A 24,369-nucleotide genomic window follows, 5' to 3' on the forward strand; every position below is an offset into this window, starting at 1 on the left:
TCGCGAAGGTGGCACATTCAATAAATGAGCTGACTGATCCAACGCCTTCGCGAGCAGGCTCGCTCCTACAGGGGGGATCTTCATTGAACAGCGTGAAATTACTACTTTAGTACTGGTTTTCCTGTCTATCGTCGCATTCCCAACGCCCCCCGACTGGCATGTAATAGGTCCATAACTATAAGGACCGAACCCATGCCGCGAGCCCGACGTTGCCTGTTGCGCCCTACTCTCGCCGCCCTGTCGCTGGGCCTGCTGCTGAGCACCGCGCAGGCCGACACGGCGCTGTTCTCCACCGACGGCTATCGCATCGGCCTGTACCGCAGCCCGACGCCGGAAAAACTGCAAGGCGCAACCATCATCGACACCCCCGCCCTGCAAACCCTGCTCGGCCAAACCCCGCGACCGGTGCTGATCGACGTCTACCGCCGTCAGTGGCTGCAAGGGCAGTTCATCGAAGACCAGCCCCATGAAAACCTGCCCGGCAGCCATTGGCTGGCCAATACCGGTGACGGTGACCTGACGCCCGCCTGGCAGGATTACTTTTCCCGCAACCTGAAATCACTGACTGGCGGCGACCCGACGCGACCGCTGGTCTTCTACTGCCGCTCCGACTGCTGGTTGAGCTGGAATGCGGTCAAACGCGCAGCCACCATGGGCTATAAGACTCTGTATTGGTATCGCGATGGCCTGGACGCCTGGCAAGCGGCCAATCTGCCGGTTTCGCCAGCCAGCCCCGAACCCTTTCCCTGAGCTTTACGCGTGCGTGTAGTTGCCACACCATAATCAAAATAATGAGGTGAAAGGCCATGTACAAAATCCTGATAGCCGACGATCACCCGCTGTTTCGCGAAGCCATTCACAACGTCATCAGCGACGGTTTTGCCGGCACCGAAGTGATGGAAACCGCCGACCTGGACAGCGCCCTGGCGCTGACTCAGGAACACGATGACCTGGACCTGATCCTGCTCGACCTGAACATGCCCGGCATGCACGGGCTCAATGGCCTGATCAACCTGCGTAACGAAGCGCCGACCATTCCGGTGGTGATTGTCTCCGCCGAGCAGGACAAACAGATCGTGCTGCAAGCCATCACCTACGGTGCGGTGGGTTTCATCACCAAGTCTTCACCCCGTACCCAGATGACCGATGCCATCCAGCAGATTCTCAATGGCAATGTCTACCTGCCCCCGGACATCATCCGCACCGCCAAAAGCAGTACCCACCGGCGGATGAACGACACCCCGGGCTTCCCGCCCGAACTGCTTCAGGCCCTGACCCGCAAACAACTGCAGGTGCTGGAACGCATGACCAAGGGCGAATCGAACAAGCAGATCGCCTACACCCTGGAAATCGCCGAGACCACGGTCAAGGCCCATGTCTCGGCGATCCTGCGCAAGCTCAACGTGCACAACCGGGTGCAGGCGATCCTGAGTGCCGGGGATATTGATTTCGGGTCTTATCTGCGGCGCTGAGTCAAGACCGCGTCGCTCTCATCGCGAGCAAGCTCGCTCCCACAGGTACGATGCTGTCCCTGTGGGAGCGAGCTTGCTCGCGATAGCGGTGGCAAAAACGCCGGGATTTCAAGGCCGGCCGAGCAAATGACTCATCGCCGTCTTCAGCTTCATCGGCCGCACCGGCTTGTGCATCAGGGTGTGGCCGAGTTCGCGGATCTGCTGCTTGAGTTCATTGCTGTAGTTGGCCGTGATCATCATCGCCGGGACCGGTGACGCGCGCCGGGCATTGATCCGGGCCACGGCGTCGACACCGTTGCGATCGTTGTCCAGGTGGTAATCGGCAATCAGCAGGTCGGCCTCGGCGTGGTAATTGTCCACTTGCCGCGCCAGGTCCTCCTCCGACAGCGCCGTCACCACCCGACACCCCCACCCCTCCAGCAAGGTGCGCATGCCGGCACAGATGGTCGCGTCATTGTCCAGCACCCATATCCGCGCACCGCGCAGGCGCTCAAGCATCGGCTCGCTCATCTGCAACGTCGGCGGCGGTTTCGGCGCGGTGGCGCTCAGCGGTACTTCGACCGAGAACATCGAACCCCGGCCCGGCCACGAGCGCACATGAATGCGATGCCCGAGGATGCCGGCAATCTTCTCGACAATCGCCAGGCCCAGGCCCAGGCCGCGATCCTGATCGGGTCGCTGCACATCACCGCGCTTGAACTCCTGGAAAATCTCCTCCAGGCGATGCTCGGCAATGCCCATGCCGCTGTCCCAGACTTCGATCGTCAGGCACTGATGATGCCGCCGGCAACCGAGTACCACGCGACCACTGTAGGTATAGCGAATCGCATTGCTCAGCAGGTTGCGCAGAATCCGGGCGAGCAGCTGGATGTCACTGCGCACCAGCGCCGAACAGCCGATGAAGTGCAGTTGCAGGCCTTCACTGCGCGCCACCTGGGTGTATTCGGCGGCCAGGTTGTCCAGCAGTTCACTGAGGGCGAACGGCGCAATATCGGCCTTGATCACCCCCGCATCGAGCTTGGAAATATCCACCAGGGTGCCGAGCAGGTTCTCCACGTCTTCCAGGGAATTGCTCACGTTGCGCACCAGAACTTCGCTGGACATCGGCTCGCGCCGCTCCAGCAACGCACTGGTAAACAGCCGAGCGGCATTCAACGGTTGCAGCAGGTCATGGCTGACGGCGGCGAGGAACTTGGTCTTCGACAGGTTGGCCTGCTCGGCCTCCTGCTTGGCCTCGCGCAAGCGTGACTCGACCAGGCGACGCTCATCGATCTCGCGCAGCAGTTGGTCATTGAGGGTGGTCAATTCCGCCGTGCGTTCGCGCACCCGCAGCTCAAGGTTCTGATAAGCCTGATGCAACGCCTCGGCGGTGCGCCGGCGTTCGGTGATGTCGCGGATCAGCACGAAAATCCCCACCACCTCGCCACTGGCCAGACGGTTGGGCACATAGGAGCGCAGCATGTAGCGCTCCTGATTGTTGACGTTGGTTTCGGCGAACTCGAATGTCACGCTCTCGCCGGCCAGCGCCCTGGCCACGTAGGACTCCAGCCGTTGGTAATGCTGTTCGCTGTGCACTTCGCGCAGGCTCTGGCCGAGCATCACGCCGCGAGGCCAGCAGTACCACTCTTCGTAGACCTTGTTGGTGAACTCGTAGACCAGGTCGGCATTGAGGTAGGCAATCAATGCAGGTACGTGATCGGTGATCAGGCGAATCCAGTGCTCGCTTTCACTCAGCGCCTCGGCGTGCTGGTAGCGTTCGGTAATGTCGGTGAAGGTGTTGACGAAGCCGCCGGCGGGCAACGCATGGGTGCGGATTTCCAGGACCCGGCCATCGTACAGGCGCTGTTCGCATTCGCGTACCGGTCGTCCGTTGCCATCGCGACTGGCCGGGGTCAGCAGGTTCAACTCGCTGTCGGCGATTACTTCGGCAAACGGGCGATGGGCCGCCACGGGCGCCAGGCCGCTCAACTCCAGGAAACGCCGGTTCCACAACTCCAGAATGCCCTCGGCGCTGACCATCGCCACCCCTTGGGACAGGTTGTCGACCGCCCGTTGAAGCAGGTGCGACTTCTGCGCCACCGCCTGTTCCCGGCGTACGGTTTCGCTGAGTTTGACGTCGGTAATGTCGGTGAACAGAATCACCCGCCCCCCTTCCTGGGTCGGCCGCTCGCTGACTTGCAGCCAGCGCCCGTTCTGCAGGCGGTAAAGCAGATTTTCGTCGGCATGCCCGCGTGGCTCTTCGGTGAACAGGCCGTTATTCATCATCAGCCGCTTGACCTCGGTCAGGCGCATGCCGGCATTGATCCGCACCCGGCTGTTGCTCCAGAACGCCTTGAACCTACTGTTGAACAGCACGATGCGCTGCTCGGCGTCGAACAGGACGAAGGCGTCGGAAATGCTTTCAATGGCATCGATCAGGTGTTGATGCGCCGTTTCCGCGCGCAGGCGGGCTTCGCTGAGCAAATGATTACCGGCCTTGAGTTCGGCCATGGCCTGGTTCAGGGCATCGGTGCGTTCGCGCACCTGCTCGGCCAGCACCACCGAATGCTGGAATGCCGCGTACGGATCGTTGCCGCGGGTCACCCCGGACTCGACCCGTTCGATCAGCGCGCCATTGATGCGCTGCAGTTTATGGTTTTCCAGGCGCAGCCTGGCCAGCTCGGCCTGCAGCTCAGCGATGTCCTGGGGCACGGCCACGGGCAATGGCAACGCCGGTGAAGGTCTGGTTGATGTGCATGCCATTGAACTGTTCTCCGTAGGTGTTGAAACCCATCACCCGTTGCTCACGCAAAAACGTGCCGATCTGATCAAGACTGCCGTCGTCTTCGAGTTCCAGACGCCGCAGGAAACAGTCGCAACCGATGGTCAGCAGCAAATCACCCAGGCGCTCCTGCAAACCCTCGAACAGGCTTTGCAGGTTCGGCAGCATCGGCCCCGGGGTCATGGCGGTGAGGACGATGCCGTTTTCCACGGCGCAGTAGAAGCTCAGGCTCAGGTCCGGATGCACCTGCTGGATGGCCCGCACGTAGTACTGCTGGTTGATCCGCACTGCCAACGGGTGCGCGGCGAAGACCCGGTGATCGAGTTGCGCCACCGGCACGCCGATGTGCCGGGCGTACTCGGCGGCGGCCGGCTCGGCATTGAGTTCGAAGACCCGGCGCAAGGTGCTGTCGGCCCCGGTGACCACCAGCTTTTCGGCGCGGGGCAGCACGTGGTGGGTGGTGAACACTTCGAAATCCAGCCAGGTATTGACCAGCACCACCACGGCCGCGCCGCTGTGGAACTCGCCATCGAAGTACACATGGGTATGGGTCAGGTAGTTATCGTCGCCGGCCGAGCCGCCGAAATGCGGAATGTCGCCCAATGCCGCGCTCAAGGCCGCCAGGACCATTTCTTCACGGCTGGACAGGCCATCGAGCAGGGTCAGGGCAAAGCTGTTGCCCTTGATCGGGGCCAGGGTATTGCTGCGACAGCCGCTGACCAGGCGCTCGACCATTTGCTGGGCGTCGATCAGGCTGAAGTGCTCCATCTGGTCGATCAGCTCGATCGCGATGGAAAAGTGCCGATGATCGAAACCCACCGCCGTCACGCAATTGCGTCCGTAGCCCAGCGGGGTGATTTCCCCGGCGCTGGTGCAGCCCGCCAGGCGAATGCCGCCGAAGCTTTGCTGCAAGGCCTGGCCCAGCGCCTGCAAGTCGTACTCGGCGGAACAGAAGAACAGCACGAACCCCAGGTGCGGGTGCAACAACTGTCGTGCCAGTTCCTGCGCGACCTGCCGGGCATCGGTGGCCTGGGACATCGCACTGACGATTCCTTCGTTCTGGACCGACTGCATCGTCACCTCCGGCAGGTGCGTGTGTATGAGGCACGAGTGTACGAAGTCTGTGAGGTGCGACGAATGCTACTTGGGTAGCGGGTAGCCGCTTCGATGGGATGAGACGGTTGGCGACCCTCGCCGCGATGCGCACGGCCAGGGCCACCTCCCGGGGTTACCAGGTCAGCACCGCACCCACGGCAAAGGTGTCGGTGTCTTCGTTCTGCTCATCGGTGTCGTGGCCATTGATTTCAAACTGGTTGTACTCGGCCACCAGCTTGAGGTTGTCGTTCACGTCATGGAACAACGAGATGCCGCGGGTCTCGTAGTCTGCGCCGCTGCCGACCACGCCGTTGCCATCGTCATTGGTCTTGCCGTAGGACAAGGCCAGGCGGTTCTTGCCCAGTTTGTAGGAGCCCTGCATCAGGTAGCCGTCGCTGTCGACATTGCGCAGGGTCGGCTCGCCGGCATTGTTGGTGAAAAACGGGTTGATGCCCTTGGCCTGGAAACCGGAGCCGGTGAGGGACAAGCCGCCCATCTTCGCCTGCACGCCATAACCGACACCCTTGGAGGTGACAGTCTCGACCGTGGAATCAGTGTTGTCCGAGGTCTGGTAGCTGCCGTTGACCCAGCTGTAGATCTTTGCCCCGGCCAGGTCGAATTGATAGGTGACTTCGCTCTCGGTACGCGGGTTTTCCTGATAGGCCTTGCCCGTCGGGCTGCTGTCGTTGGTGTCCACCGGGTCCATGATGCCGACCGCCACGCGCAGACCGTCCATCACCGGGGTGCGATAGGTTATCTGCGAGGTCGGGAACGGATACGGATAACCGGTGCCGATGTTGCCGAACGACACCCCGCCGCCATCCACCAGCCCCAGCGTATCGCTGACCTGACCATAACCGGCGAGCATTTCGTCGAGCAGGATGTTGGAACGGGCGAACAGCCCGAAGTCCTTGCCGATCAGCACCTCGCCCCACTCCGGGTTGGCCACGGTGCCGAAGAACTGCCGCACATCGATGGCGGTGTCGGTGCCGTTGGTTTCGCTGTCGTTGATGGTGACCCAGAACGAGGCACGGGCGCCGAGCTTGAGGTCGTCTACCTGCTTGCCCATGTTGAACCCCAGGTAGTTGGGCAGGAACCCCATCTTGACCCGCGACTGTCGACGGTCGAACTGATCGCCGGCGCGATCGACATCGCTGTTCACGTAGAAGGCGTTGATGTAGCCGTCGGTGGAGAACGTGGTCTGGTCCTTGTCGTACAGCATGATATCCGCCTCGGCCAGCGGGCTCAGGCCAAGGGCGGACAGGCTGGCGATGAAGGCAGGCAGAAAACGATGCGTGACGTTCTTATTGTTGTGCATGGCGCGCTCCGAAACGGGGGACTGAGTGTCGGAGGCGATTATCGAAACCTGACGGGCGGCGCCATACGCTGCCTTGGGGCTGGTTTTCAGGTGCTTTGGATTGGCTGGCGGTGTGTGACCACTACGGTGTAAGACCGCGTGTCAGTGAGGCTCGCCACTAAGGGTGTAGGCCTGTGGACCCCACTGGCGTCCACAGGAACCGGTACCGGTCAGGCGTTGGCCCTGAACAGCATGTAGGCGGCGACCACGACGCAGATGCTGGCGAATCCGACCTGCAACGCCCGCGCCGGCACCCGGGCGCAGAGCTTGCGGCCGATGATCATGCCGACGATGCTGGAGACGATGAAGGCAATACCCGAATCGTCGATGCGCACCCCGGCATGGAACGCGCCGATCACGCCGATGCCGGAAATCAGGCTGATCACCATCAGCGACGTGGCGATAATCCCGCGCATCTGCACGTCGGTCAGTTGCTTGAAGGCCGGGACAATCAGAAAGCCGCCGCCCACCCCCAGCAATCCAGAGACCACGCCGGTTACTGCCCCGAGCGCGGCGAGGGTCGCGGTGCATTTGGCGGTCCAGGAAAAGCGCCCGGTCTGTTGATCGAGCATGCAGTTCTTCTGGCCCCAGTTGGCCTGACCATGATCGCTGGGACCCTCATCCTTGCGCTCGCGGCGCAACATCCGCCCGGCCACCATGGCCATCAGCAGGCTGAACAGGATCATCAGGATTTTTTCCGGCAACTGGTGGGCAAAGTAGATGCCTATCGGCGAAAACACCGCACCCAATGCCGCGATCAGCAGCGCTGCGCGATAACGCACCAGGCCATGGCGCAAGCCGTCGATGGCACCGACCGCTGCCGCACTGCCCACCGCGAACAACGCCACCGGAGCGGCCTGGGTCATGCTCCACCCCAACCCCAACACCAGGGCCGGGACCGCAAGGATACCGCCACCGGCGCCCGTCAAGCCGAGCACCAACCCCATCACTACACCAAACAGACTTGCCAGCAACATACGGAGTTCTCAGTCGACCCTGGACACACGTGTCAGCCACTCGCGGCCCTTGAGCATACCGTTCCAGTAGAACCACGGTAGCAGTGTCGCCTTCAGCCACCACGCCGAGCGGCGCGGGATCGTCGGGTCAAGGGGAAAGGTCGGCAGCAACTTGCCCGCGTACCCGAACTCGGCAAGGATCACCTTGCCCTTCTCCACCGTCAGCGGACAGGAGCCATAGCCGTCGTACTTCAGCGGCAGCGGTTGCTGCTTGCGCAAAGCCAGCAGGTTTTCGGCCACCACCACGATCTGCTTGCGCACCGCCGCAGCAGTTTTTGCATTCGTGGTGCCGCAGATGTCACCCAGCGCGAACACGCCTGGATAGCGCGGATGTTGAAGGGTGTGGGGATCGACCTCGCACCAGCCGGCAGCGTCGGCCAGCGGACTTTGGGCGATGAAGTCCGGGGAGACTTGTGGTGGCACGACATGCAGCAGGTCAAAGGTTTTTGCCTGGCGGGTAACATTGCCATCGGCATCCTTGACGTCGAACCACGCGGTTTTCGCCGGGCCGTCGACCTTGACCAGATTCGAGTTGAACGCCAACCGGGCTTTGTACTTTTCGATGTACTTCATCAGTGGCGGGACAAAGGTCGGCACTCCGAACAGTGCCACGCCCGCAAGATTGAACTCGACGTCGATGTCGTTCAGCACACCGCTCTTGGTCCAGTGATCGCAGGACAGGTACAGCGCCTTTTGTGGCGCTCCGGCACATTTGATCGGCATGGCCGGCTGGGTGAACAGCACCTTGCCGCGGCGTAATTTCTGCACCTGGTCCCAGGTGTAGGTCGCGTGCCGATAGCTGTAGTTGGAGGTCACGCCGTGCTGGCCGAGGGTGTCCTCCAGGCCTTCGATTTTCTCCCAGGCCAGGCGCAGGCCGGGGCAGACCACCAGGTTTTGATAGACGACCGTACGCCCGTCACCGAGGGTGAGTTGACGCTTGTCGGGATCGATGCCCGTCACGGCAGCCTGCAGCCAATGGGCCCCGCGCGGCATCACCGACGCCATGGGCCGCACGGTGTTTTCCACGTTGTAGGCACCACCGCCGACCAGCGTCCAGGCCGGTTGATAGTAGTGCCGGGAGTCGGGTTCGATCACGGTGATGTTCAGATGCGGGCTACGCTTGAGCAGGCTGGCGACAAGGCCGATGCCCGCCGTGCCGCCGCCGATGACCACGATATCTGCACTGATGGATGGGCCCCAGTGTTGATCGTTCATTGCTTGTTCCTTTTGCTGCACGCAAGGATTGTTACGAGTCAAACCAAAAACCTGTGGGAGCGGGCTTGCCCGCGATGGCGTCAGGTCAGTCGCCATTAATGTTGGATGTGCCGGCCCCATCGCGAGCAAGCTCGCTCCCACAGGTTCGGTGTGTTGAATAAGATCAAGGTTGAACCCAGCTTTTGAGCACCGCCCCGCAGTACAGCCCGGAGAGGGTTTTCATCACCTGGATCACTTCGTGACTGGCGAGACCGTAAAAAATGTACTTGCCTTCACGACGGGTGGCGACCAGTCCTTCATCGCGCAGGATCCCCAATTGCTGGGACAGGGTCGGTTGGCGCACGCCGGTCATTTTTTCCAGCTCGCCTACGTTGCGTTCGCCCTGGGTCAGCTGACACAGGATCAACAGGCGATCCTCATTGGCCAGGGCCTTGAGCAGCGCACACGCCTTGGAGGCCGAGGCGCGCAGCTGGGCGACTTCACATTCGGTCAGACTGGATTGCATTTGCAGGATGCCTTCAACGTCACTTAAGCTGTAAACATTATGTTTAAACATATAATGTTGCAACCCATGACTGAAATTTCGCCGCCTGACTTTTCCAACCCTGCACAGGTTCGTGTCCATGCCCGCACTGATTGAAGCTTTCCTCGACCCCGCCTCCTCGACCTACAGTTATGTGGTTTATGAGGCTGATGGCGGGCAGTGTGCGATTGTCGACCCGGTGCTCGACTACGACGGTGCCGCCGGACGCACCGCGACGACCCAGGCTGACAAAATCATCACCTTCGTCCGTGCCCACAAGCTGCAGGTGCAGTGGCTGCTGGAAACCCACGCCCATGCCGATCACCTGTCCGCCGCGCCGTACCTGCGCAGGGAGCTTGGCGGCAAAATCGCCATTGGCGAGTCAATCAGCAAGGTCCAGGACGTGTTCAAGACGCTGTTCAATCTGGAGCCATCCTTTCGCGTCGACGGCTCCCAGTTCGATCACCTGTTCGCCCCCAACGAATCGTTCATGATCGGCAACCTCAAGGCGACCGCCCTGCACGTGCCCGGCCATACCCCGGCGGACATGGCCTACCTGGTCGACAGCGATGTGATTCTGGTGGGCGACACGATGTTCATGCCCGACGTCGGCACCGCCCGCTGCGATTTCCCGGGCGGCAATGCCAACCAGATGTTTGCCTCGATCCACAAACTGCTGGCCTTCCCCGCCAGCGTGCGGCTGTTCGTCTGCCACGACTACCCGCCCAATGGCCGCGCGCCCCAGTGCCAATCCACCGTCGGCGAACAACGCAAAAACAACATTCATGTACATGACGGGATCGATGAAGCCGCGTTCGTGGAAATGCGTACACGACGTGATGCAGGGCTAGGCATGCCGACACTGTTGCTGCCGGCGATCCAGGTGAATGTGCGGGCGGGGAATTTGCCGCCGGCCGAGGACAACGGCGTGACCTACCTGAAAATCCCTCTGAACAAATTCTGACCCTGTAGGAGCGAGCTTGCTCCGGGCGGCGTTCCGACGATGGACTTGAGGGCAACGCGTTTATCCAGAAGACTCGCGTTATCGTTAACGTCCATCGCGAGCAAGCTCGCTCCTACAGAGTAATCGTGTCAGTTACCCAAAGTCAGGCCATTGGCCGGCAACGGCAGTGCTGTTTTGTAGCGCACCTGCTTGAGCGCAAAGCTCGAACGGATGTTCGCCACCCCCGGCACCTTGGTCAGGAAATCCATCATGAAACGCTCCAGCGACTGGATGGTCGGCACCAGCACCCGGATCAGGTAGTCCGGATCGCCGGCCATCAGGTAGCACTCCATCACCTCGGGGCGATCGGAAATCGCTTCTTCGAAATGCTGCAACGCCTCCTCCACCTGCTTCTCCAGGCTGACGTGAATGAACACATTCACATGCAGCCCCAACAGATCGGCATCGAGCAGCGTCACTTGCTCGCGAATCACCCCCAGCTCTTCCATGGCCTTGACCCGGTTGAAACACGGCGTGGGTGACAGGTTCACCGAACGTGCCAGGTCGGCGTTGGTGATGCGCGCGTTCTCCTGAAGGCTGTTGAGAATGCCGATATCGGTACGGTCCAGTTTGCGCATGAGACAAAACCACCTGTTTTTTATGTTTATGCAGGTTTTTTATCTGCAAATGATCTTTAGCGCAACGAAACAGAGAGAAATATTCTTCTTGGTCGGGCCTATGATTGTTGTAGGACAAGATTTCTTCTACCGAACGAAATCTGTCAGCTCACTACAAGAAATTCACAAGATCGAGCGTAGAAGCCATGACCCAAGCGTATGAACCGCTGCGCCTGCACGTCCCCGAACCCTCGGGCCGTCCCGGCTGTAAAACCGACTTCTCCTACCTGCATCTGACCGATGCCGGCACGGTGCGCAAACCCCCAATCGACGTTGAACCGGCTGACACGGCTGACCTGGCCCGTGGCCTGATCCGCGTGCTCGACGACCAGGGCAATGCCCTCGGCCCATGGGCCGAAAACGTACCGGTGGAGATCCTGCGCAAGGGCATGCGCGCCATGCTCAAGACCCGCATCTACGACAACCGCATGGTGGTCGCCCAGCGTCAGAAAAAGATGTCGTTCTACATGCAGAGCCTTGGCGAAGAAGCCATCGGCAGCGCCCAGGCCCTGGCCCTGAACATCGACGACATGTGCTTCCCGACCTACCGCCAGCAAAGCATCCTGATGGCCCGCGACGTACCGCTGGTCGACCTGATCTGCCAGCTGCTGTCCAACGAGCGCGATCCGCTCAAGGGACGTCAGTTGCCCATCATGTACTCGGTCAAGGACTCCGGTTTCTTCACCATCTCCGGCAACCTCGCCACCCAGTTCGTGCAAGCCGTGGGCTGGGGCATGGCCTCGGCGATCAAGGGCGACACCAAAATCGCTTCGGCGTGGATCGGCGACGGCGCCACCGCTGAGTCGGACTTCCACACCGCCCTGACGTTCGCCCACGTGTACCGCGCGCCGGTGATCCTCAACGTGGTCAACAACCAGTGGGCGATCTCCACCTTCCAGGCGATTGCCGGTGGTGAAGCCACCACCTTCGCCGGTCGTGGCGTCGGTTGCGGCATTGCCTCCCTGCGGGTCGACGGCAACGATTTCTACGCGGTCTACGCCGCCTCCGCCTGGGCTGCCGAACGTGCGCGGCGCAATCTCGGCCCGACCATGATCGAGTGGGTCACCTACCGCGCCGGCCCGCACTCGACCTCCGATGATCCGTCGAAATACCGTCCGGCCGATGACTGGAGCCACTTCCCGCTGGGCGATCCGATTGCGCGCCTCAAGCAGCACCTGATCAAGATCGGCCAGTGGTCCGAAGAGGAACACGCCGCCGTCAGCGCCGAGCTCGAAGCCCAAGTGATCGCCGCACAGAAAGAAGCCGAACAGTACGGCACCCTTGCCGGCGGCCAGATTCCGAGCGCCGCGACCATGTTCGAAGACGTCTACAAAGAGATGCCGGAGCACTTGAAGCGCCAGCGTCAAGAGTTGGGGATCTGACATGAACGATCACAACAACCATATCGAGCTGGAAACCGCCATGACCACGACCACCATGACCATGATCCAGGCCCTGCGCTCGGCCATGGATGTGATGCTTGAGCGTGATGACAACGTCGTGGTCTTCGGCCAGGACGTGGGCTATTTCGGCGGCGTGTTCCGCTGCACCGAAGGCCTGCAAGCCAAATACGGCACCTCGCGAGTGTTCGACGCGCCGATCTCTGAAAGCGGTATCGTCGGCACCGCCGTGGGCATGGGCGCCTACGGTCTGCGCCCGGTGGTGGAGATCCAGTTCGCCGACTACGTCTACCCGGCCTACGACCAGATCATTTCCGAAGCCGCGCGCCTGCGTTATCGCTCGGCCGGCGAGTTCACCGCGCCGATGACCCTGCGCATGCCCTGCGGCGGCGGCATCTACGGCGGCCAGACTCACAGCCAGAGCATCGAGGCACTCTTCACTCAGGTATGCGGTCTGCGCACCGTCATGCCGTCCAACCCTTACGACGCCAAAGGCCTGCTGATCGCCTCCATCGAAAATGATGACCCGGTGATCTTCCTGGAGCCGAAACGACTGTACAACGGTCCTTTCGACGGCCACCACGAACGCCCGGTTACCCCGTGGTCGAAACACCCCGCCGCACAGGTTCCGGACGGTTACTACACCGTACCGCTGGACGTTGCCGCTATCGCCCGTCCGGGCAAGGACGTCACGGTGCTGACCTACGGCACCACCGTCTACGTGTCGCAAGTGGCCGCTGAAGAAAGCGGCGTGGATGCCGAAGTCATCGACCTGCGCAGCCTGTGGCCGCTGGACCTGGAAACCATCACCAAATCGGTGAAGAAAACCGGGCGCTGCGTGATCGTTCACGAAGCCACCCGCACTTGCGGCTTCGGCGCCGAACTGACGGCGCTGGTGCAAGAGCACTGCTTCCACTACCTGGAAGCGCCGATCGAACGCGTCACCGGGTGGGATACCCCTTACCCGCACGCGCAAGAGTGGGCGTATTTCCCAGGGCCGTCCCGAGTGGGCGCGGCGTTGAAACGGGTCATGGAGGTCTGAATGGGCACGCACGTCATTAAAATGCCGGACATTGGTGAAGGCATTGCAGAAGTTGAATTGTCGGTATGGCACGTCAAGGTCGGCGACATGGTCGTCGAGGATCAGGTGCTGGCCGATGTGATGACCGACAAGGCGATGGTCGATATCCCGTCGCCGGTGCATGGCAAGGTCATTGCCCTCGGTGGCCAGCCGGGCGAAGTCATGGCGGTTGGCAGTGTGCTGATCAGCATTGAAGTCGAAGGTGCGGGCAACGTTAAGGAGTCGGCGCAACCGGCACCTGTTGTTAAAGAAGCACCGGTTGCAGCAACGAAAGTCGAAACCGTGGTTGAAAGCAAACCGGTCGCTGCCCCGGCGCCGAAAGCTGCCGTATGCCAGGGCCCGATGGTTGCTCGCGAGGCCGATGAGCGTCCCCTGGCCTCCCCGGCCGTGCGCAAGCATGCGCTGGACCTCGGCATTCAATTGCGCCTGGTGCGTGGCACCGGCCCCGCCGGCCGCGTGCTGCATGAAGACCTCGACGCCTACCTGGCCCAGGGTCAGTCGAACGCTTCGGCACCGGTGGCGGCTGCTTACGCCCAACGTACCGATGAACAGCAGATCCCGGTGATCGGCATGCGTCGCAAGATTGCCCAGCGCATGCAGGACGCCACCCAGCGCGCCGCCCACTTCAGTTATGTCGAAGAAATCGACGTCACCGCCGTGGAAGAGCTGCGCGCACACCTCAACGAAAAACATGGCGCGACTCGCGGCAAGCTGACTTTGCTGCCGTTCCTGGTCCGCGCCCTGGTCGTCGCCCTGCGTGATTTCCCGCAGATCAACGCCCGCTACGACGACGAAGCCCAGGTCATCACCCGCCTCGGCGCGGTGCATGTCGGCATCGCCACCCAGGCGGATATCGGGTTGATGGTGCCGGTGGTGCGTCACGCCGAAGCCCGCAGCCTGTGGGACAGCGCCGCTGAAATCTCCCGTTTGGCCACTGCCGCCCGTAACGGCAAGGCCAGCCGCGACGAGTTGTCCGGGTCGACCATCACCCTGACCAGCCTCGGGGCCTTGGGCGGCATCGTCAGCACCCCGGTGCTGAACCTGCCGGAAGTGGCGATAGTCGGCGTGAACAAGATCGTCGAACGGCCAATGGTGATCAAAGGCCAGATCGTGATCCGCAAGATGATGAACCTCTCCAGCTCCTTCGATCACCGCGTGGTCGACGGCATGGACGCGGCGCTCTTCATCCAGGCCATCCGTGGCTTGCTCGAACAACCCGCGACCTTGTTTGTGGAGTAAGTCATGCAGACCCTCAATACCACGCTGCTGATCATCGGCGGCGGCCCCGGCGGTTATGTGACGGCGATCCGTGCCGGCCAACTGGGCATCCCGACCATCCTGGTGGAAGGCCAATCCCTGGGCGGCACTTGCCTGAACATTGGCTGCATTCCGTCCAAGGCACTGATTCACGTCGCTGAGCAGTTCCATCAAACGCAACACCACAGCCAGCATTCGGCCCTGGGCATCAGCGTTTCGGCGCCCACCCTGGACATCGGCAAGAGCGTGGAATGGAAAGACGGCATCGTCGATCGCCTGACCACCGGCGTCGCGGCGCTGCTGAAAAAGAACAAGGTCCAGGTCGTTCAAGGCTGGGCCAAAGTGGTTGACGGCAAAACCGTGGAAGTTGGCGACACACGTATCCAGTGTGAACACCTGGTGCTGGCCACCGGCTCCAAAAGTGTCAACCTGCCAATGCTGCCGATTGGCGGGCCGATCATCTCGTCCACCGAGGCCCTGGCGCCGACATCCGTGCCCAAGCGCTTGATTGTGGTCGGCGGTGGCTACATCGGTCTGGAGTTGGGCATTGCCTATCGCAAGCTCGGCGCCGAGGTCAGCGTGGTGGAAGCGCAGGAACGCATCCTGCCGGCCTACGACGCCGAACTGACTCAGCCGGTGCACGACGAACTGAAAAAACTCGGCGTGAAGCTTTACTTGAAACACAGCGTGCAAGGCTTTGATTCCTTTAATAATACCTTGCAGGTGTTGGAACCGAACGGCGAGACCCTGAACCTGGAAACCGACCAGGTACTGGTGGCCGTCGGTCGCAAGCCGAACACCCAGGGCTGGAACCTCGAAGCGCTGAACCTGGACATGAACGGTTCCTCGATCAAGATCGACAACCGCTGCCAGACCAGCATGCGCAACGTGTATGCCATCGGTGACCTGAGCGGCGAACCGATGCTCGCCCACCGGGCCATGGCCCAGGGCGAGATGGTGGCCGAACTGATCAGCGGTAAAACCCGCGAGTTCAACCCGACCGCCATCGCCGCCGTGTGCTTCACCGACCCGGAACTGGTGGTGGTCGGCAAGACCCCGGACGAGGCCAAGGCCGCAGGTTGGGACTGCATCGTGTCGAGCTTCCCGTTCGCCGCCAATGGCCGGGCGATGACCCTGGAGTCGAAAAGCGGCTTCGTGCGGGTGGTCGCCCGTCGGGATAATCACGTGATTGTCGGCTGGCAGGCGGTGGGCGTCGGCGTGTCGGAGCTGTCCACGGCGTTTGCCCAGAGCCTGGAGATGGGCGCGCGGCTGGAAGACATCGGCGGCACCATCCATGCACACCCGACCCTGGGTGAGGCGGTGCAGGAAGCGGCGTTGCGGGCCCTTGGCCACGCATTGCACCTGTAGGAGCGAGCTCGCTCGCGAAAAACGTCAGGACAACGCGGTCATTCAGACGAGACGCGTTATCGTTGACGTCCATCGCGAGCGAACTCGCTCCTACAAGGAACGTATTTCAGGCTGCGAAACAGCCCAAGAATGAAGTATTGTTGTCCCCATCCAAAAAACGTCAGAAGCCTTGAACCGTTTCGACGGTTGTTCAGTGATAGAGGGTGTCATGGGTAACGAAAGCATCAATTGGGACAAGCTGGGTTTTGACTACATCAAGACCGACAAGCGCTATCTGTCGTACTTTCGCAATGGCGAGTGGGACAAAGGCACCCTGACCGAAGACAACGTGCTGCACATCAGCGAAGGCTCCACTGCCCTTCACTATGGCCAGCAATGCTTCGAAGGCCTGAAGGCCTATCGTTGCAAGGACGGCTCGATCAACCTGTTCCGTCCGGACCAGAACGCCGCGCGCATGCAGCGCAGCTGCGCCCGCCTGCTGATGCCGCACGTGTCCACCGAGCAGTTCATCGAAGCGTGCAAGGAAGTGGTGCGTGCCAACGAACGTTTCATTCCGCCGTACGGCACCGGCGGCGCGCTGTACCTGCGTCCGTTCGTGATCGGCGTGGGTGACAACATCGGCGTGCGTACCGCGCCGGAGTTCATCTTCTCGGTGTTTGCGATCCCGGTCGGCGCCTACTTCAAGGGCGGTCTGACCCCGCACAACTTCCTGATCTCCAGCTACGACCGCGCCGCGCCACAAGGCACCGGCGCCGCCAAGGTCGGTGGCAACTACGCCGCCAGCCTGATGCCGGGCTCCCAGGCCAAGAAGGCGCATTTCGCCGACTGCATCTACCTGGACCCACTGACCCATACCAAGATCGAGGAAGTCGGTTCGGCCAACTTCTTCGGGATCACCCACGATAACAAGTTCGTGACCCCGAACTCGCCATCGGTACTGCCGGGCATCACCCGTCTGTCGCTGATCGAACTGGCCAGGTCCCGCCTGGGTCTGGACGTGGTCGAAGGCGACGTGTTCATCGACAAGCTGGCGGACTTCAAGGAAGCCGGTGCTTGCGGTACTGCGGCGGTGATCACGCCGATCGGCGGCATCAACTACAACGACCACCTGCACGTGTTCCACAGCGAAACCGAAGTCGGCCCGATCACCCAGAAGCTCTACAAAGAGCTGACCGGCGTGCAAACCGGCGACATCGAAGCGCCAGCAGGCTGGATCGTCAAGGTTTGACCTGACGCCAGATGCACAAAAGCCCCCCATCGGGTGACCGATGGGGGGCTTTTTGTTTGCATAGTACTGACGAGTCCACCACTCCCCCTGTGGGAGCGAGCTTGCTCGCGATGACGGCATTGCATTCAACACAGAAACAACCGGAATAAACGTTCGTCAGTCAGCGAATGTTCCCGAACTCCGCCGAACCTGCCGCAATTTTCGAAACTTTGACATTACCCTCAACCACCAACGGCAACCCGATTCCAAACCGCCTTCCAAACTCCTTGCGCCCCAACGCCGTCAACGCCAACGCCCGACTGTCCAGATCCTGGGTCACCCACTTGCGCTTGAGCGCCGTTTGCAGCAACGCCGCGCCCAGCGACCCACCCAGATGTGGCCGACGCATGCTCCAGTCCAGGCACGGACAGGCGAAACGACGGCGCAAGGTGCTCAAGTCCTGTGTCTCGATCCCGAGCCCTTGAAACATTGCCGTACCGCTGTCGCTCAAGCGATAGGCCTGTTCGTCGGTTTCCTCAAGCCAGCCCGCTTCAAGCATCCGGTCATGCAGCAGCACGGCCAGGGTTCCCGCCATGTGGTCGTAGCAGGTCCGGGCAAATTGCAGGCGATCCGGGGTCCGTGCCCGAAAGCTCGGCGCGGTGTTCTGGCCGATCACCATCAGTGCCTCCAGGGCCTGGGCCACGCGTTTGTCCGCCAGGCTGTAATAGCGATGACGCCCCTGAACGTGCAGCCGCACCAGCGCCAGCTCCTTGAGCTTGGCCAGATGGGCACTGGCGGTCGACGCGCTGACTTCGGCCACCGCCGCCAGTTCTGTGCTGGTGCGGGCATGGCCGTCCATCAGCGAACAGAGGATTTTCGTCCGCGCCGGCTCAGCGATGGCTGCCGCCACCTGCGAGACGCCAATGTCGTGTTGTTCTGCGCTCATATTTCGCTCCCGGACGAATCAATGCCCTTTCGGACTGGAGATAGTAGCAACACTTTCCAACAACCAAAGGCTGTGCCCATGGACCCGATCATCGCTGCGACCCATGCCGATCCTTATCCCTACTACGCACAACTGCGTGCCGAAGGTGGGCTGGCTTTTCATCCGGGGCTGAACATGTGGGTGGCCAGCAGCGCCCGGGCGGTGGCCGCCGTGCTGGCGCATCCCGATTGCCACGTTCGCCCCGCGCAGGAGCCAGTCCCCAAGGCGATCGCCGACGGCATGGCCGGCCAGGTGTTCGGCCAATTGATGCGCATGAATGAAGGTGAACGCCAGCGTTGCCCACGGTCGGCGATTGCGCCGGGGCTGGAGTTGATCGATGCACGGGAAGTCGAGGCCCTGGTCAGCGCCCGATTGATGACCGCCGATGCCGCTGGCCTGTACAACGCCATGTTTCGCGGACCGGTTTGCGTGGTGGCGGCGTTGCTGGGGTTCACCCCGGCTCAGGGCCGCGCCATCAGTGAGTTGACGGAGGATTTCGTCGCCTGTCTGTCACCCTTGAGTGACGCGGCACAATTGACCGCCGCCCACGCTGCCGCCGAACAATTGAGCGGTTATTTCATCGAATTGCTCGACGATCCGTACAACCACAGCCCTTTGCTTGCAGGTATCGGCCAGCGCTTCGCCTGCGGCGCGCCGCAAACCCTGATCGCCAACCTGATCGGCCTGTTCTCCCAGACCTTCGAGGCCACTGCCGGGCTGATCGGCAACGCCGTGCTGGCATTGATTCAACATCCGTCGTTGCGCAGCGAATCCCCCCCGGTCGAAGACCTGCTGGCCGAAGTACAGCGCTTCGACCCGCCGGTACAGAATACCCGCCGCTTCGTCGCCGCCCCCTGCGAAATTGACGGGGTGCGGCTCAATACCGCAGACGTGATCCTGGTGCTGCTGGCCTCGGCCAATCGCGACCCCCAGCTCAACGACAACCCCGACACCTTCCTGCTCGACCGCCCGAACCGGCGCAGCTTCACCTTCGGCGCGGGGCGCCATCAATGTCCGGGGCAACGCCTGGCGTTGAGCATTGCAGGCGCCACGCTCAAGCAGCTTCTGGCGATGAGGCCGGTACTTGACCCTCTGAAGCGGGAATACCGCCCCTCCACGAATGGACGGATTCCACTGTTCCGTGAATGACCGAAAGCCGTTCAAGCAATGCGGTGTTCGACGGTCAGGTGGGACAGTTCATGGACCGGCGCCAGGCGTTCGCGAATGGTGTCGGCACTGACATTGGCCGCCGCCACAACGCTGACAATCGCGGCCCGCGCCTGGGGGCCGACCTGCCAGACATGCAGATCGCTGATGCGCACATCGTCCGACGACTCCAGCAGTTCACGAATCTCGTCGGCGACGTGTGTATCCGTGACATCGAGCAACACCGCTGCGCTGTCACGCATCAATGCAACGGCCCATTTCGCGATCACGATGGCGCCCACAATGCCCATCACCGGGTCCAGCCACACCCATCCCAGATAGCGCCCCGCCAGCAATGCGGCGATCGCCAGCACTGAAGTCAGGGCATCGGCCAGTACATGGACATAGGCCGAGCGCAGGTTGTTGTCGTGATGGTGATGATGGCCGTGCTCATGGCTGTGGCCATGATGGCCGTGGTCGCCCGCCAGCAAAAAGGCACTGGCGATGTTCACCGCCAGCCCCACCACCGCAATCACCGTCGCTTCGGTGAATGCCACGGTCGTTGGCTGAAACAGGCGATAAACGGATTCACCGGCAATGCCGATCGCCACCAGCCCCAGCACCATGGCCGAGGCAAAACCCGCAAGATCCCCGACCTTGCCGGTGCCGAAGCTGTAACGCGCGTTGTTGGCATTGCGCCGTGCAAATCCATAGGCCGCCGCCGCGATGCCCAAGGCCCCGGCATGGGTGGCCATGTGAAAACCATCGGCCAGCAGCGCCATGGAACCGGTGATGTAACCGGCGGCAATTTCGCCAATCATCATCACAAACGTCAGCGCCACCACCCATAAGGTGCGTCGGGCGTTTTCATCATGGGATGCGCCGAGAAAGACATGGTCATGAGAAAAGCGCGAAGCCTGTGGTGTCAGTGTCATGGAATTCAGGCCTCTATTTGGCATAACGACGGATGGCCAGCAGCAGGTCTTCCACGCCCTGGGCGCGATCTTCATCGCTCAGGTCCGGATGGGCCACGTGCTCGCGGGCATGGGCGTCGATGAACTGCTCCAGCAGACCATTGACCGCGCCCCGGATGGCGGCCACCAGATGCAGGGTCTTGGCGCAATCGGCATCGGACTCAAGCGCTCGCTCCACGGCTTCCACCTGTCCGGCAATCCGCCGCACCCGCTTGATCAAGTCATCCTTGTGTTCGTGAATGTGTGACATACCTATACCCCCTACCCCTATATGGCACCTATGGTCGCCGATAGTCCGGAGCCTGGCAAGGCACAACCCGATGACGGTCGGTTTGGCGTGACATCGATTTTCGCCGGCCGGTTGGCCGCTGAACGTTAGGGTTCAACACCCCTGCTGCCCGGCTGCATTAGTTACACCGGGTTAAAACAGTCATGACGGGCAGTGCGTTTATCCCGCCAGCCTTTCTCCATAGAGTCACCAGGATCATGGTGAACAACGAGGTTCGATCGATGCAAACCCAACTGGACAAGTCACTGAGTGTTTTTGCGCGGGCAGACCTGCTGCAAGGTCCCACGCCCATTCAGCGGGCTGCGCGACTCGAACAGCTGCTGGGCCTCGACAAGCAGGGTATCGGCCTGTTTCTCAAACGCGACGACCATATGTTGATCGGCGCGGGCGGCAACAAGCTGCGCAAGCTTGAATTCCACATCGGCGCAGCACTGCAAGCCGGAATCGATACGATCATTACCGTGGGCGGCATCCAGTCCAATCATGCCCGCCTGACCGCCGCGGTATGCGCCCGGCTGGGCATCGCCTGCGAGCTGCTCCTGACCCGGGCCGTGGCCAAGGCCGAGGTGGATTACGAGCTCAACGGCAATGTGCTGCTCGACCAGTTGTTCGGCGCGCAGATGCAGGTGTTTGCCGGCGATACCGACTCACTGGCCAAAGCCGAGGCCAGGGCGGCGCTGCTTCGAGACTCCGGGCACAAGGTCATGGTGCTGCCAACCGGTGGCTCGACGCCCCTGGGCAGCCTCGGCTATGCCCGCTGCGCAGCGGAGATCGCCCAACAAGAAGCCGAACAGCAACTCAGGTTCAATCAAGTGGTGGTACCCAATGGCAGCGCCGGCACGCATGCCGGGCTCGCGGCGGGTTTCCGGTTGCTGGGCCGGGGTACGTCCGTGGTCAAGTCGTTCTCGGTGTTGTCCGACCAGGACTCGTCAGTGGCGAGAACCCTGCAACTGACCCGCGAAACATTGGCGCTATTGGGCAGTAGCGCCGAGGTGCGCGCTGACGAGATGGCGATTGACGGCAGCCAGCTGGGTACCGGCTATGGGCTGCCAACCGCCGCCATGCAGGACGCGGTACGCCTGATGGCGCGGGCCGAAGGCCTGTTGGTCGACCCGGTGTACTCCGGCAAGGCGTTTGCCGGGTTGCTGGCCGACCTGCAGCAAGGGCGCTTCGTCCCCGGGGACAATGTGCTGTTCATCATGACCGGCGGAACACCCGGCCTGTATGCGTACCGGGAAACGTTTCAGGCCTGACGGTCAATCATCCCGCGTCAGCACTTCCAGCAATTCGATTTCGAAGATCAGGTTCGAGTTCGGCGTGATCTTGCCCATGGTGCGTTCGCCATAGGCCAGGTGCGCCGGCACCCGCAACTTGCGCTTGCCGCCGACCTGCATGCCCATGATGCCCTGGTCCCAGCCCTTGATGACCCGCCCGGTGCCGATCACGCACTGGAAGGGTTTGCCACGACTGTACGAAGAGTCGAATTCGGTCCCGTCCTCCAGCCAGCCACGGTACTGGGTGGTGATCAGTGCGCCTTTTACGGCGGCTTTTCCGTCACCCACCTGAAGATCGATTACCTGAAGCTCGTCATTCATTGATTTCACTCGTATGCTCACTCGCCCTCTAGGGCCTGATGCGCGCCGTTTTCCCAGATTTGTCCTCGATTGGCAACCATTGCCGCCTCCGCGCACGACGTTTAAAGCGGTTTGCTGAACTAAAATAATCAACAATTACCCGTACGGTTCTCCGCCCTGATGGCCATCCCCGAATGATCCTGCTCTGGACCAGCGTCCTCCTTGGTTCAATGACGCTCAGCCTGATCGTCGTGCTGGCTTGGCGCGAACGCTATCTGCAAAAGCAACTGGCGGAGTATCGCGCGATCATCAATAGCCTGTCTGAAGGCCAGAACATCCACAAGGATGACGACGCCGAGCGCTTCAAGCGTAGCCAGTATTTCGCTCGTATCGGCACCTGGGATTGGGATGTCGACACCGACCGGTTGTATTGGTCAGATGCCATTTTCGGCATGTTCGGCTTCAAGATCGGCGAAGTGACGCCCTCTTACGCCCTGTTCTGTTCCTGCGTGCATCCGGAAGACCGGCTCAGGGTTCGGGCCGGCGAACTGCGTTGCCTGGAAACCGGTGAAAACCATGATGAGGAATACCGCGTGGTGTGGCCCGACGGAACAATCCGCTGGCTGCGGGAAACCGGCAACGTGGTCAAGAACGACCACGACGAAACGATCAAGATGATGGGCGTGGTACGCGACATCACCGAAGAAAAGGCCTCGGCCAACTACCTCAAGCACCTGGCCCATTACGACCCGTTGACCGGCCTGCCCAATCGCCTGGTGCTCGAAGAGCGCCTGTCCGAAGCGCTGGAGCTGGCGCGCACCAGTGCCACGCGGGTGGCGCTGGTGTTTGTCGACCTCAATGGCTTCAAGGCCATCAACGACCGCTATGGGCATGCGGCCGGCGACCGCGTGCTGGTCACGACCGCCACGCGGCTAAAGCGCATCCTGCACGGCACCGACACCGTCGCCAGGATCGGCGGCGACGAATTCGTGGTCATCCTCCAGGACCTGCCCCAAGGCAAAAGCCTGCAAGACGAAGCGCGCACGATCTGCCAGAAAATCTTCGTCGAACTCTCCCCGCCCGTCACCCTCGGCAACGACCAGCGCCACATCGGCACCAGCCTCGGTGTCGCCGTGTTCCCCGATCATGCGCCGAGCATCGACCGCTTGCTGCACATTGCCGACCTTGCGATGTATGAGGCCAAGCGCAGCGGGAACAATCAGTATCGGTTGGGCACCGAGAGCCTGGTGCGGGCACACAGCGAATAACGCTTCGTCCTTGAATGCATTGATCCACTTCGCGCATCAATGCATACCAACAATGCAATTAACCTCTCGATGCCCCTGCTCCACTATCCGCCCCAACAAGAACCGTGCGCCGGGTGCTTTGTGAATCCATGTCGCCCCAGAGCAAGCAGTCCCTAGCGGTTGGTGAAACAGGGCCGCCACTCCCATAAATGGGGGACTACACCCACTCAACCGGGTGTTTACCACCTAATTTGAGGAATATCCCCACCCTACACTTCACCAAAAAGACACATTTTGAAACAACTTACTTATTACTCAGTATCTTCCTCATCCATGGCCCGACGGTTGCATAGCCCCTTGCAACGCAGGCAGATGCTGTCACCAACCGGGGATGGCGGGTTTCGCCGTTGCGCTATGTCGCGAGGGGAACCTCATGAAAATCATTGCATCGTCGTTCAATTCGTTCCGTTTCTTAAGGGTTTCGGGCGCAGGCTGTGTACTGTTGATCACCTTCAGTCTGTCCCCGGTCAACGCAGCACCGCTTGACGATGTCAGCCCGCCGCCGCCAACAGATCCTTCGGCGTATACCAACCCGCCGACCGACTTCAAGGCCGCGCTGGATGCCCTAAAGGCCATGCCACCCGCCAACCAGGGTTCCATCGCCTTGCCCAATGGTGTGTACGGCACCCGCACCACGCCAACGACCGACAACGTGCTGCCGCCAAGCCTGCAGACATCCTTCAAAATCCCCACCAACGGCAAGCCCAGCCCGTTGTTCGGGG

The 24,369-nt window shown here is 61.5% G+C and carries 22 protein-coding genes and 1 pseudogene; 12 read left to right on the plus strand and 11 right to left on the minus strand.

Annotated features, from left to right (window positions below):
* Positions 1-192 precede the first annotated feature (192 nt).
* A complete protein-coding gene (locus AC1Q6Y_RS16970) occupies positions 193-750 on the plus strand; it encodes a PQQ-dependent catabolism-associated CXXCW motif protein (protein WP_492624831.1) in 558 nt (185 codons plus the stop codon).
* A gap of 56 nt (positions 751-806) precedes the next feature.
* Positions 807-1,472, plus strand: coding sequence for a response regulator transcription factor (locus tag AC1Q6Y_RS16975; protein ID WP_057715204.1), 666 nt, complete (start codon positions 807-809; stop codon positions 1,470-1,472).
* A 108-nt stretch (positions 1,473-1,580) separates the two neighbouring features.
* Here AC1Q6Y_RS16975 and nahK read toward each other — a convergent pair whose 3' ends face one another.
* From nahK to AC1Q6Y_RS17005, 6 genes are all read right to left on the minus strand, one after another.
* Entirely contained in the window at positions 1,581-4,214 is a 2,634-nt protein-coding gene (nahK, locus tag AC1Q6Y_RS16980) for a hybrid sensor histidine kinase/response regulator NahK/ErcS' (RefSeq protein ID WP_150814567.1), read from the minus strand.
* Entirely contained in the window at positions 4,144-5,307 is a 1,164-nt protein-coding gene (nosP, locus tag AC1Q6Y_RS16985) for a nitric oxide-sensing protein NosP (protein WP_090454961.1), read from the minus strand. Before nosP ends, nahK begins: the two co-directional genes overlap by 71 nt.
* A 154-nt stretch (positions 5,308-5,461) precedes the next feature.
* A complete protein-coding gene (locus AC1Q6Y_RS16990) occupies positions 5,462-6,646 on the minus strand; it encodes a porin (protein WP_492624832.1) in 1,185 nt (394 codons plus the stop codon).
* A 209-nt stretch (positions 6,647-6,855) separates the two neighbouring features.
* The gene (locus AC1Q6Y_RS16995; RefSeq protein ID WP_492624833.1) at positions 6,856-7,662 is read right to left on the minus strand and encodes a sulfite exporter TauE/SafE family protein; all 807 of its coding nucleotides are present in this window, start codon (positions 7,660-7,662) and stop codon (positions 6,856-6,858) included.
* Between the two features lie 9 nt (positions 7,663-7,671).
* Positions 7,672-8,916, minus strand: a complete 1,245-nt coding sequence (locus AC1Q6Y_RS17000; RefSeq protein ID WP_492624834.1) for an NAD(P)/FAD-dependent oxidoreductase — start codon at positions 8,914-8,916, stop codon at positions 7,672-7,674.
* Between the two features lie 163 nt (positions 8,917-9,079).
* On the minus strand, positions 9,080-9,421 hold the full coding sequence (locus AC1Q6Y_RS17005; protein ID WP_007976596.1) for an ArsR/SmtB family transcription factor: 342 nt from the start codon (positions 9,419-9,421) through the stop codon (positions 9,080-9,082).
* A gap of 118 nt (positions 9,422-9,539) precedes the next feature.
* On the opposite strand from AC1Q6Y_RS17005, the gene AC1Q6Y_RS17010 reads away from it, so the two are divergent.
* Positions 9,540-10,403, plus strand: a complete 864-nt coding sequence (locus AC1Q6Y_RS17010; RefSeq protein ID WP_492624835.1) for an MBL fold metallo-hydrolase — start codon at positions 9,540-9,542, stop codon at positions 10,401-10,403.
* A gap of 128 nt (positions 10,404-10,531) precedes the next feature.
* On the opposite strand, the gene bkdR is transcribed toward AC1Q6Y_RS17010, so the two are convergent.
* Positions 10,532-11,020, minus strand: coding sequence for a Bkd operon transcriptional regulator BkdR (gene bkdR, locus AC1Q6Y_RS17015; RefSeq protein ID WP_007976593.1), 489 nt, complete (start codon positions 11,018-11,020; stop codon positions 10,532-10,534).
* A gap of 185 nt (positions 11,021-11,205) precedes the next feature.
* Between bkdR and AC1Q6Y_RS17020 the strand changes: the two genes are divergently transcribed.
* From AC1Q6Y_RS17020 to AC1Q6Y_RS17040, 5 genes are all read left to right on the plus strand, one after another.
* Positions 11,206-12,441 carry a 3-methyl-2-oxobutanoate dehydrogenase (2-methylpropanoyl-transferring) subunit alpha gene (locus AC1Q6Y_RS17020; protein WP_057715213.1) on the plus strand — a complete coding sequence of 412 codons (1,236 nt, stop codon included), beginning with the start codon at positions 11,206-11,208 and terminating at the stop codon, positions 12,439-12,441.
* 1 nt (position 12,442) lies between these two features.
* On the plus strand, positions 12,443-13,501 hold the full coding sequence (locus tag AC1Q6Y_RS17025; RefSeq protein ID WP_154908888.1) for an alpha-ketoacid dehydrogenase subunit beta: 1,059 nt from the start codon (positions 12,443-12,445) through the stop codon (positions 13,499-13,501).
* The gene (locus AC1Q6Y_RS17030; protein ID WP_057715214.1) at positions 13,502-14,779 is read left to right on the plus strand and encodes a dihydrolipoamide acetyltransferase family protein; all 1,278 of its coding nucleotides are present in this window, start codon (positions 13,502-13,504) and stop codon (positions 14,777-14,779) included.
* Positions 14,780-14,782: 3 nt separating this feature from the next.
* Entirely contained in the window at positions 14,783-16,165 is a 1,383-nt protein-coding gene (gene lpdA, locus AC1Q6Y_RS17035; protein WP_492624836.1) for a dihydrolipoyl dehydrogenase, read from the plus strand.
* Between the two features lie 208 nt (positions 16,166-16,373).
* The gene (locus AC1Q6Y_RS17040) at positions 16,374-17,393 is read left to right on the plus strand and encodes a branched-chain amino acid aminotransferase (protein ID WP_090454954.1); all 1,020 of its coding nucleotides are present in this window, start codon (positions 16,374-16,376) and stop codon (positions 17,391-17,393) included.
* 160 nt (positions 17,394-17,553) lie between these two features.
* Here AC1Q6Y_RS17040 and AC1Q6Y_RS17045 read toward each other — a convergent pair whose 3' ends face one another.
* Positions 17,554-18,318 carry an ArsR/SmtB family transcription factor gene (locus AC1Q6Y_RS17045; RefSeq protein ID WP_492624837.1) on the minus strand — a complete coding sequence of 255 codons (765 nt, stop codon included), beginning with the start codon at positions 18,316-18,318 and terminating at the stop codon, positions 17,554-17,556.
* A 78-nt stretch (positions 18,319-18,396) separates the two neighbouring features.
* Between AC1Q6Y_RS17045 and AC1Q6Y_RS17050 the strand changes: the two genes are divergently transcribed.
* Positions 18,397-19,506, plus strand: coding sequence for a cytochrome P450 (locus AC1Q6Y_RS17050; protein WP_492624838.1), 1,110 nt, complete (start codon positions 18,397-18,399; stop codon positions 19,504-19,506).
* An 11-nt stretch (positions 19,507-19,517) separates the two neighbouring features.
* Here AC1Q6Y_RS17050 and dmeF read toward each other — a convergent pair whose 3' ends face one another.
* Complete coding sequence (gene dmeF, locus AC1Q6Y_RS17055) at positions 19,518-20,438, minus strand: CDF family Co(II)/Ni(II) efflux transporter DmeF (protein ID WP_492624839.1); 921 nt, start codon at positions 20,436-20,438, stop codon at positions 19,518-19,520.
* Positions 20,439-20,451: 13 nt separating this feature from the next.
* Positions 20,452-20,727, minus strand: a complete 276-nt coding sequence (locus tag AC1Q6Y_RS17060) for a metal/formaldehyde-sensitive transcriptional repressor (protein WP_008052742.1) — start codon at positions 20,725-20,727, stop codon at positions 20,452-20,454.
* Positions 20,728-20,987: 260 nt separating this feature from the next.
* Here AC1Q6Y_RS17060 and AC1Q6Y_RS17065 point away from each other — a divergent pair, with 260 nt between their 5' ends.
* Complete coding sequence (locus AC1Q6Y_RS17065; protein ID WP_492624840.1) at positions 20,988-22,019, plus strand: D-cysteine desulfhydrase family protein; 1,032 nt, start codon at positions 20,988-20,990, stop codon at positions 22,017-22,019.
* Positions 22,020-22,022: 3 nt separating this feature from the next.
* Here the strand turns inward: AC1Q6Y_RS17065 and AC1Q6Y_RS17070 are convergent, their stop codons facing one another.
* Positions 22,023-22,361, minus strand: a complete 339-nt coding sequence (locus AC1Q6Y_RS17070) for an FKBP-type peptidyl-prolyl cis-trans isomerase (RefSeq protein WP_154860172.1) — start codon at positions 22,359-22,361, stop codon at positions 22,023-22,025.
* A gap of 173 nt (positions 22,362-22,534) precedes the next feature.
* Here AC1Q6Y_RS17070 and AC1Q6Y_RS17075 point away from each other — a divergent pair, with 173 nt between their 5' ends.
* Complete coding sequence (locus tag AC1Q6Y_RS17075) at positions 22,535-23,608, plus strand: diguanylate cyclase domain-containing protein (protein WP_349733835.1); 1,074 nt, start codon at positions 22,535-22,537, stop codon at positions 23,606-23,608.
* 412 nt (positions 23,609-24,020) lie between these two features.
* Positions 24,021-24,369 (plus strand): annotated as a pseudogene (locus AC1Q6Y_RS17080) (copper oxidase); the annotation flags it as partial.

It is taken from the genome of Pseudomonas sp. GW823-FHT06E10 (assembly GCF_058794995.1).

Coding starts and splice junctions, on each gene's coding strand:
- nahK (WP_150814567.1), bottom strand. CDS start 4,214: ATGGCATGCACATCAACCAGACCTTCACCGGCGTTGCCATTGCCCGTG.
- AC1Q6Y_RS17075 (WP_349733835.1), top strand. CDS start 22,535: ATGATCCTGCTCTGGACCAGCGTCCTCCTTGGTTCAATGACGCTCAGC.
- AC1Q6Y_RS17045 (WP_492624837.1), bottom strand. CDS start 18,318: ATGAGCGCAGAACAACACGACATTGGCGTCTCGCAGGTGGCGGCAGCC.
- AC1Q6Y_RS17005 (WP_007976596.1), bottom strand. CDS start 9,421: ATGCAATCCAGTCTGACCGAATGTGAAGTCGCCCAGCTGCGCGCCTCG.
- AC1Q6Y_RS17000 (WP_492624834.1), bottom strand. CDS start 8,916: ATGAACGATCAACACTGGGGCCCATCCATCAGTGCAGATATCGTGGTC.
- AC1Q6Y_RS17040 (WP_090454954.1), top strand. CDS start 16,374: ATGGGTAACGAAAGCATCAATTGGGACAAGCTGGGTTTTGACTACATC.
- AC1Q6Y_RS16990 (WP_492624832.1), bottom strand. CDS start 6,646: ATGCACAACAATAAGAACGTCACGCATCGTTTTCTGCCTGCCTTCATC.
- bkdR (WP_007976593.1), bottom strand. CDS start 11,020: ATGCGCAAACTGGACCGTACCGATATCGGCATTCTCAACAGCCTTCAG.
- AC1Q6Y_RS17030 (WP_057715214.1), top strand. CDS start 13,502: ATGGGCACGCACGTCATTAAAATGCCGGACATTGGTGAAGGCATTGCA.
- AC1Q6Y_RS17020 (WP_057715213.1), top strand. CDS start 11,206: ATGACCCAAGCGTATGAACCGCTGCGCCTGCACGTCCCCGAACCCTCG.
- AC1Q6Y_RS17060 (WP_008052742.1), bottom strand. CDS start 20,727: ATGTCACACATTCACGAACACAAGGATGACTTGATCAAGCGGGTGCGG.
- dmeF (WP_492624839.1), bottom strand. CDS start 20,438: ATGACACTGACACCACAGGCTTCGCGCTTTTCTCATGACCATGTCTTT.
- lpdA (WP_492624836.1), top strand. CDS start 14,783: ATGCAGACCCTCAATACCACGCTGCTGATCATCGGCGGCGGCCCCGGC.
- AC1Q6Y_RS16995 (WP_492624833.1), bottom strand. CDS start 7,662: ATGTTGCTGGCAAGTCTGTTTGGTGTAGTGATGGGGTTGGTGCTCGGC.
- AC1Q6Y_RS17070 (WP_154860172.1), bottom strand. CDS start 22,361: ATGAATGACGAGCTTCAGGTAATCGATCTTCAGGTGGGTGACGGAAAA.
- AC1Q6Y_RS17065 (WP_492624840.1), top strand. CDS start 20,988: ATGCAAACCCAACTGGACAAGTCACTGAGTGTTTTTGCGCGGGCAGAC.
- AC1Q6Y_RS17025 (WP_154908888.1), top strand. CDS start 12,443: ATGAACGATCACAACAACCATATCGAGCTGGAAACCGCCATGACCACG.
- AC1Q6Y_RS16970 (WP_492624831.1), top strand. CDS start 193: ATGCCGCGAGCCCGACGTTGCCTGTTGCGCCCTACTCTCGCCGCCCTG.
- AC1Q6Y_RS16975 (WP_057715204.1), top strand. CDS start 807: ATGTACAAAATCCTGATAGCCGACGATCACCCGCTGTTTCGCGAAGCC.
- AC1Q6Y_RS17010 (WP_492624835.1), top strand. CDS start 9,540: ATGCCCGCACTGATTGAAGCTTTCCTCGACCCCGCCTCCTCGACCTAC.
- AC1Q6Y_RS17050 (WP_492624838.1), top strand. CDS start 18,397: ATGGACCCGATCATCGCTGCGACCCATGCCGATCCTTATCCCTACTAC.
- nosP (WP_090454961.1), bottom strand. CDS start 5,307: ATGCAGTCGGTCCAGAACGAAGGAATCGTCAGTGCGATGTCCCAGGCC.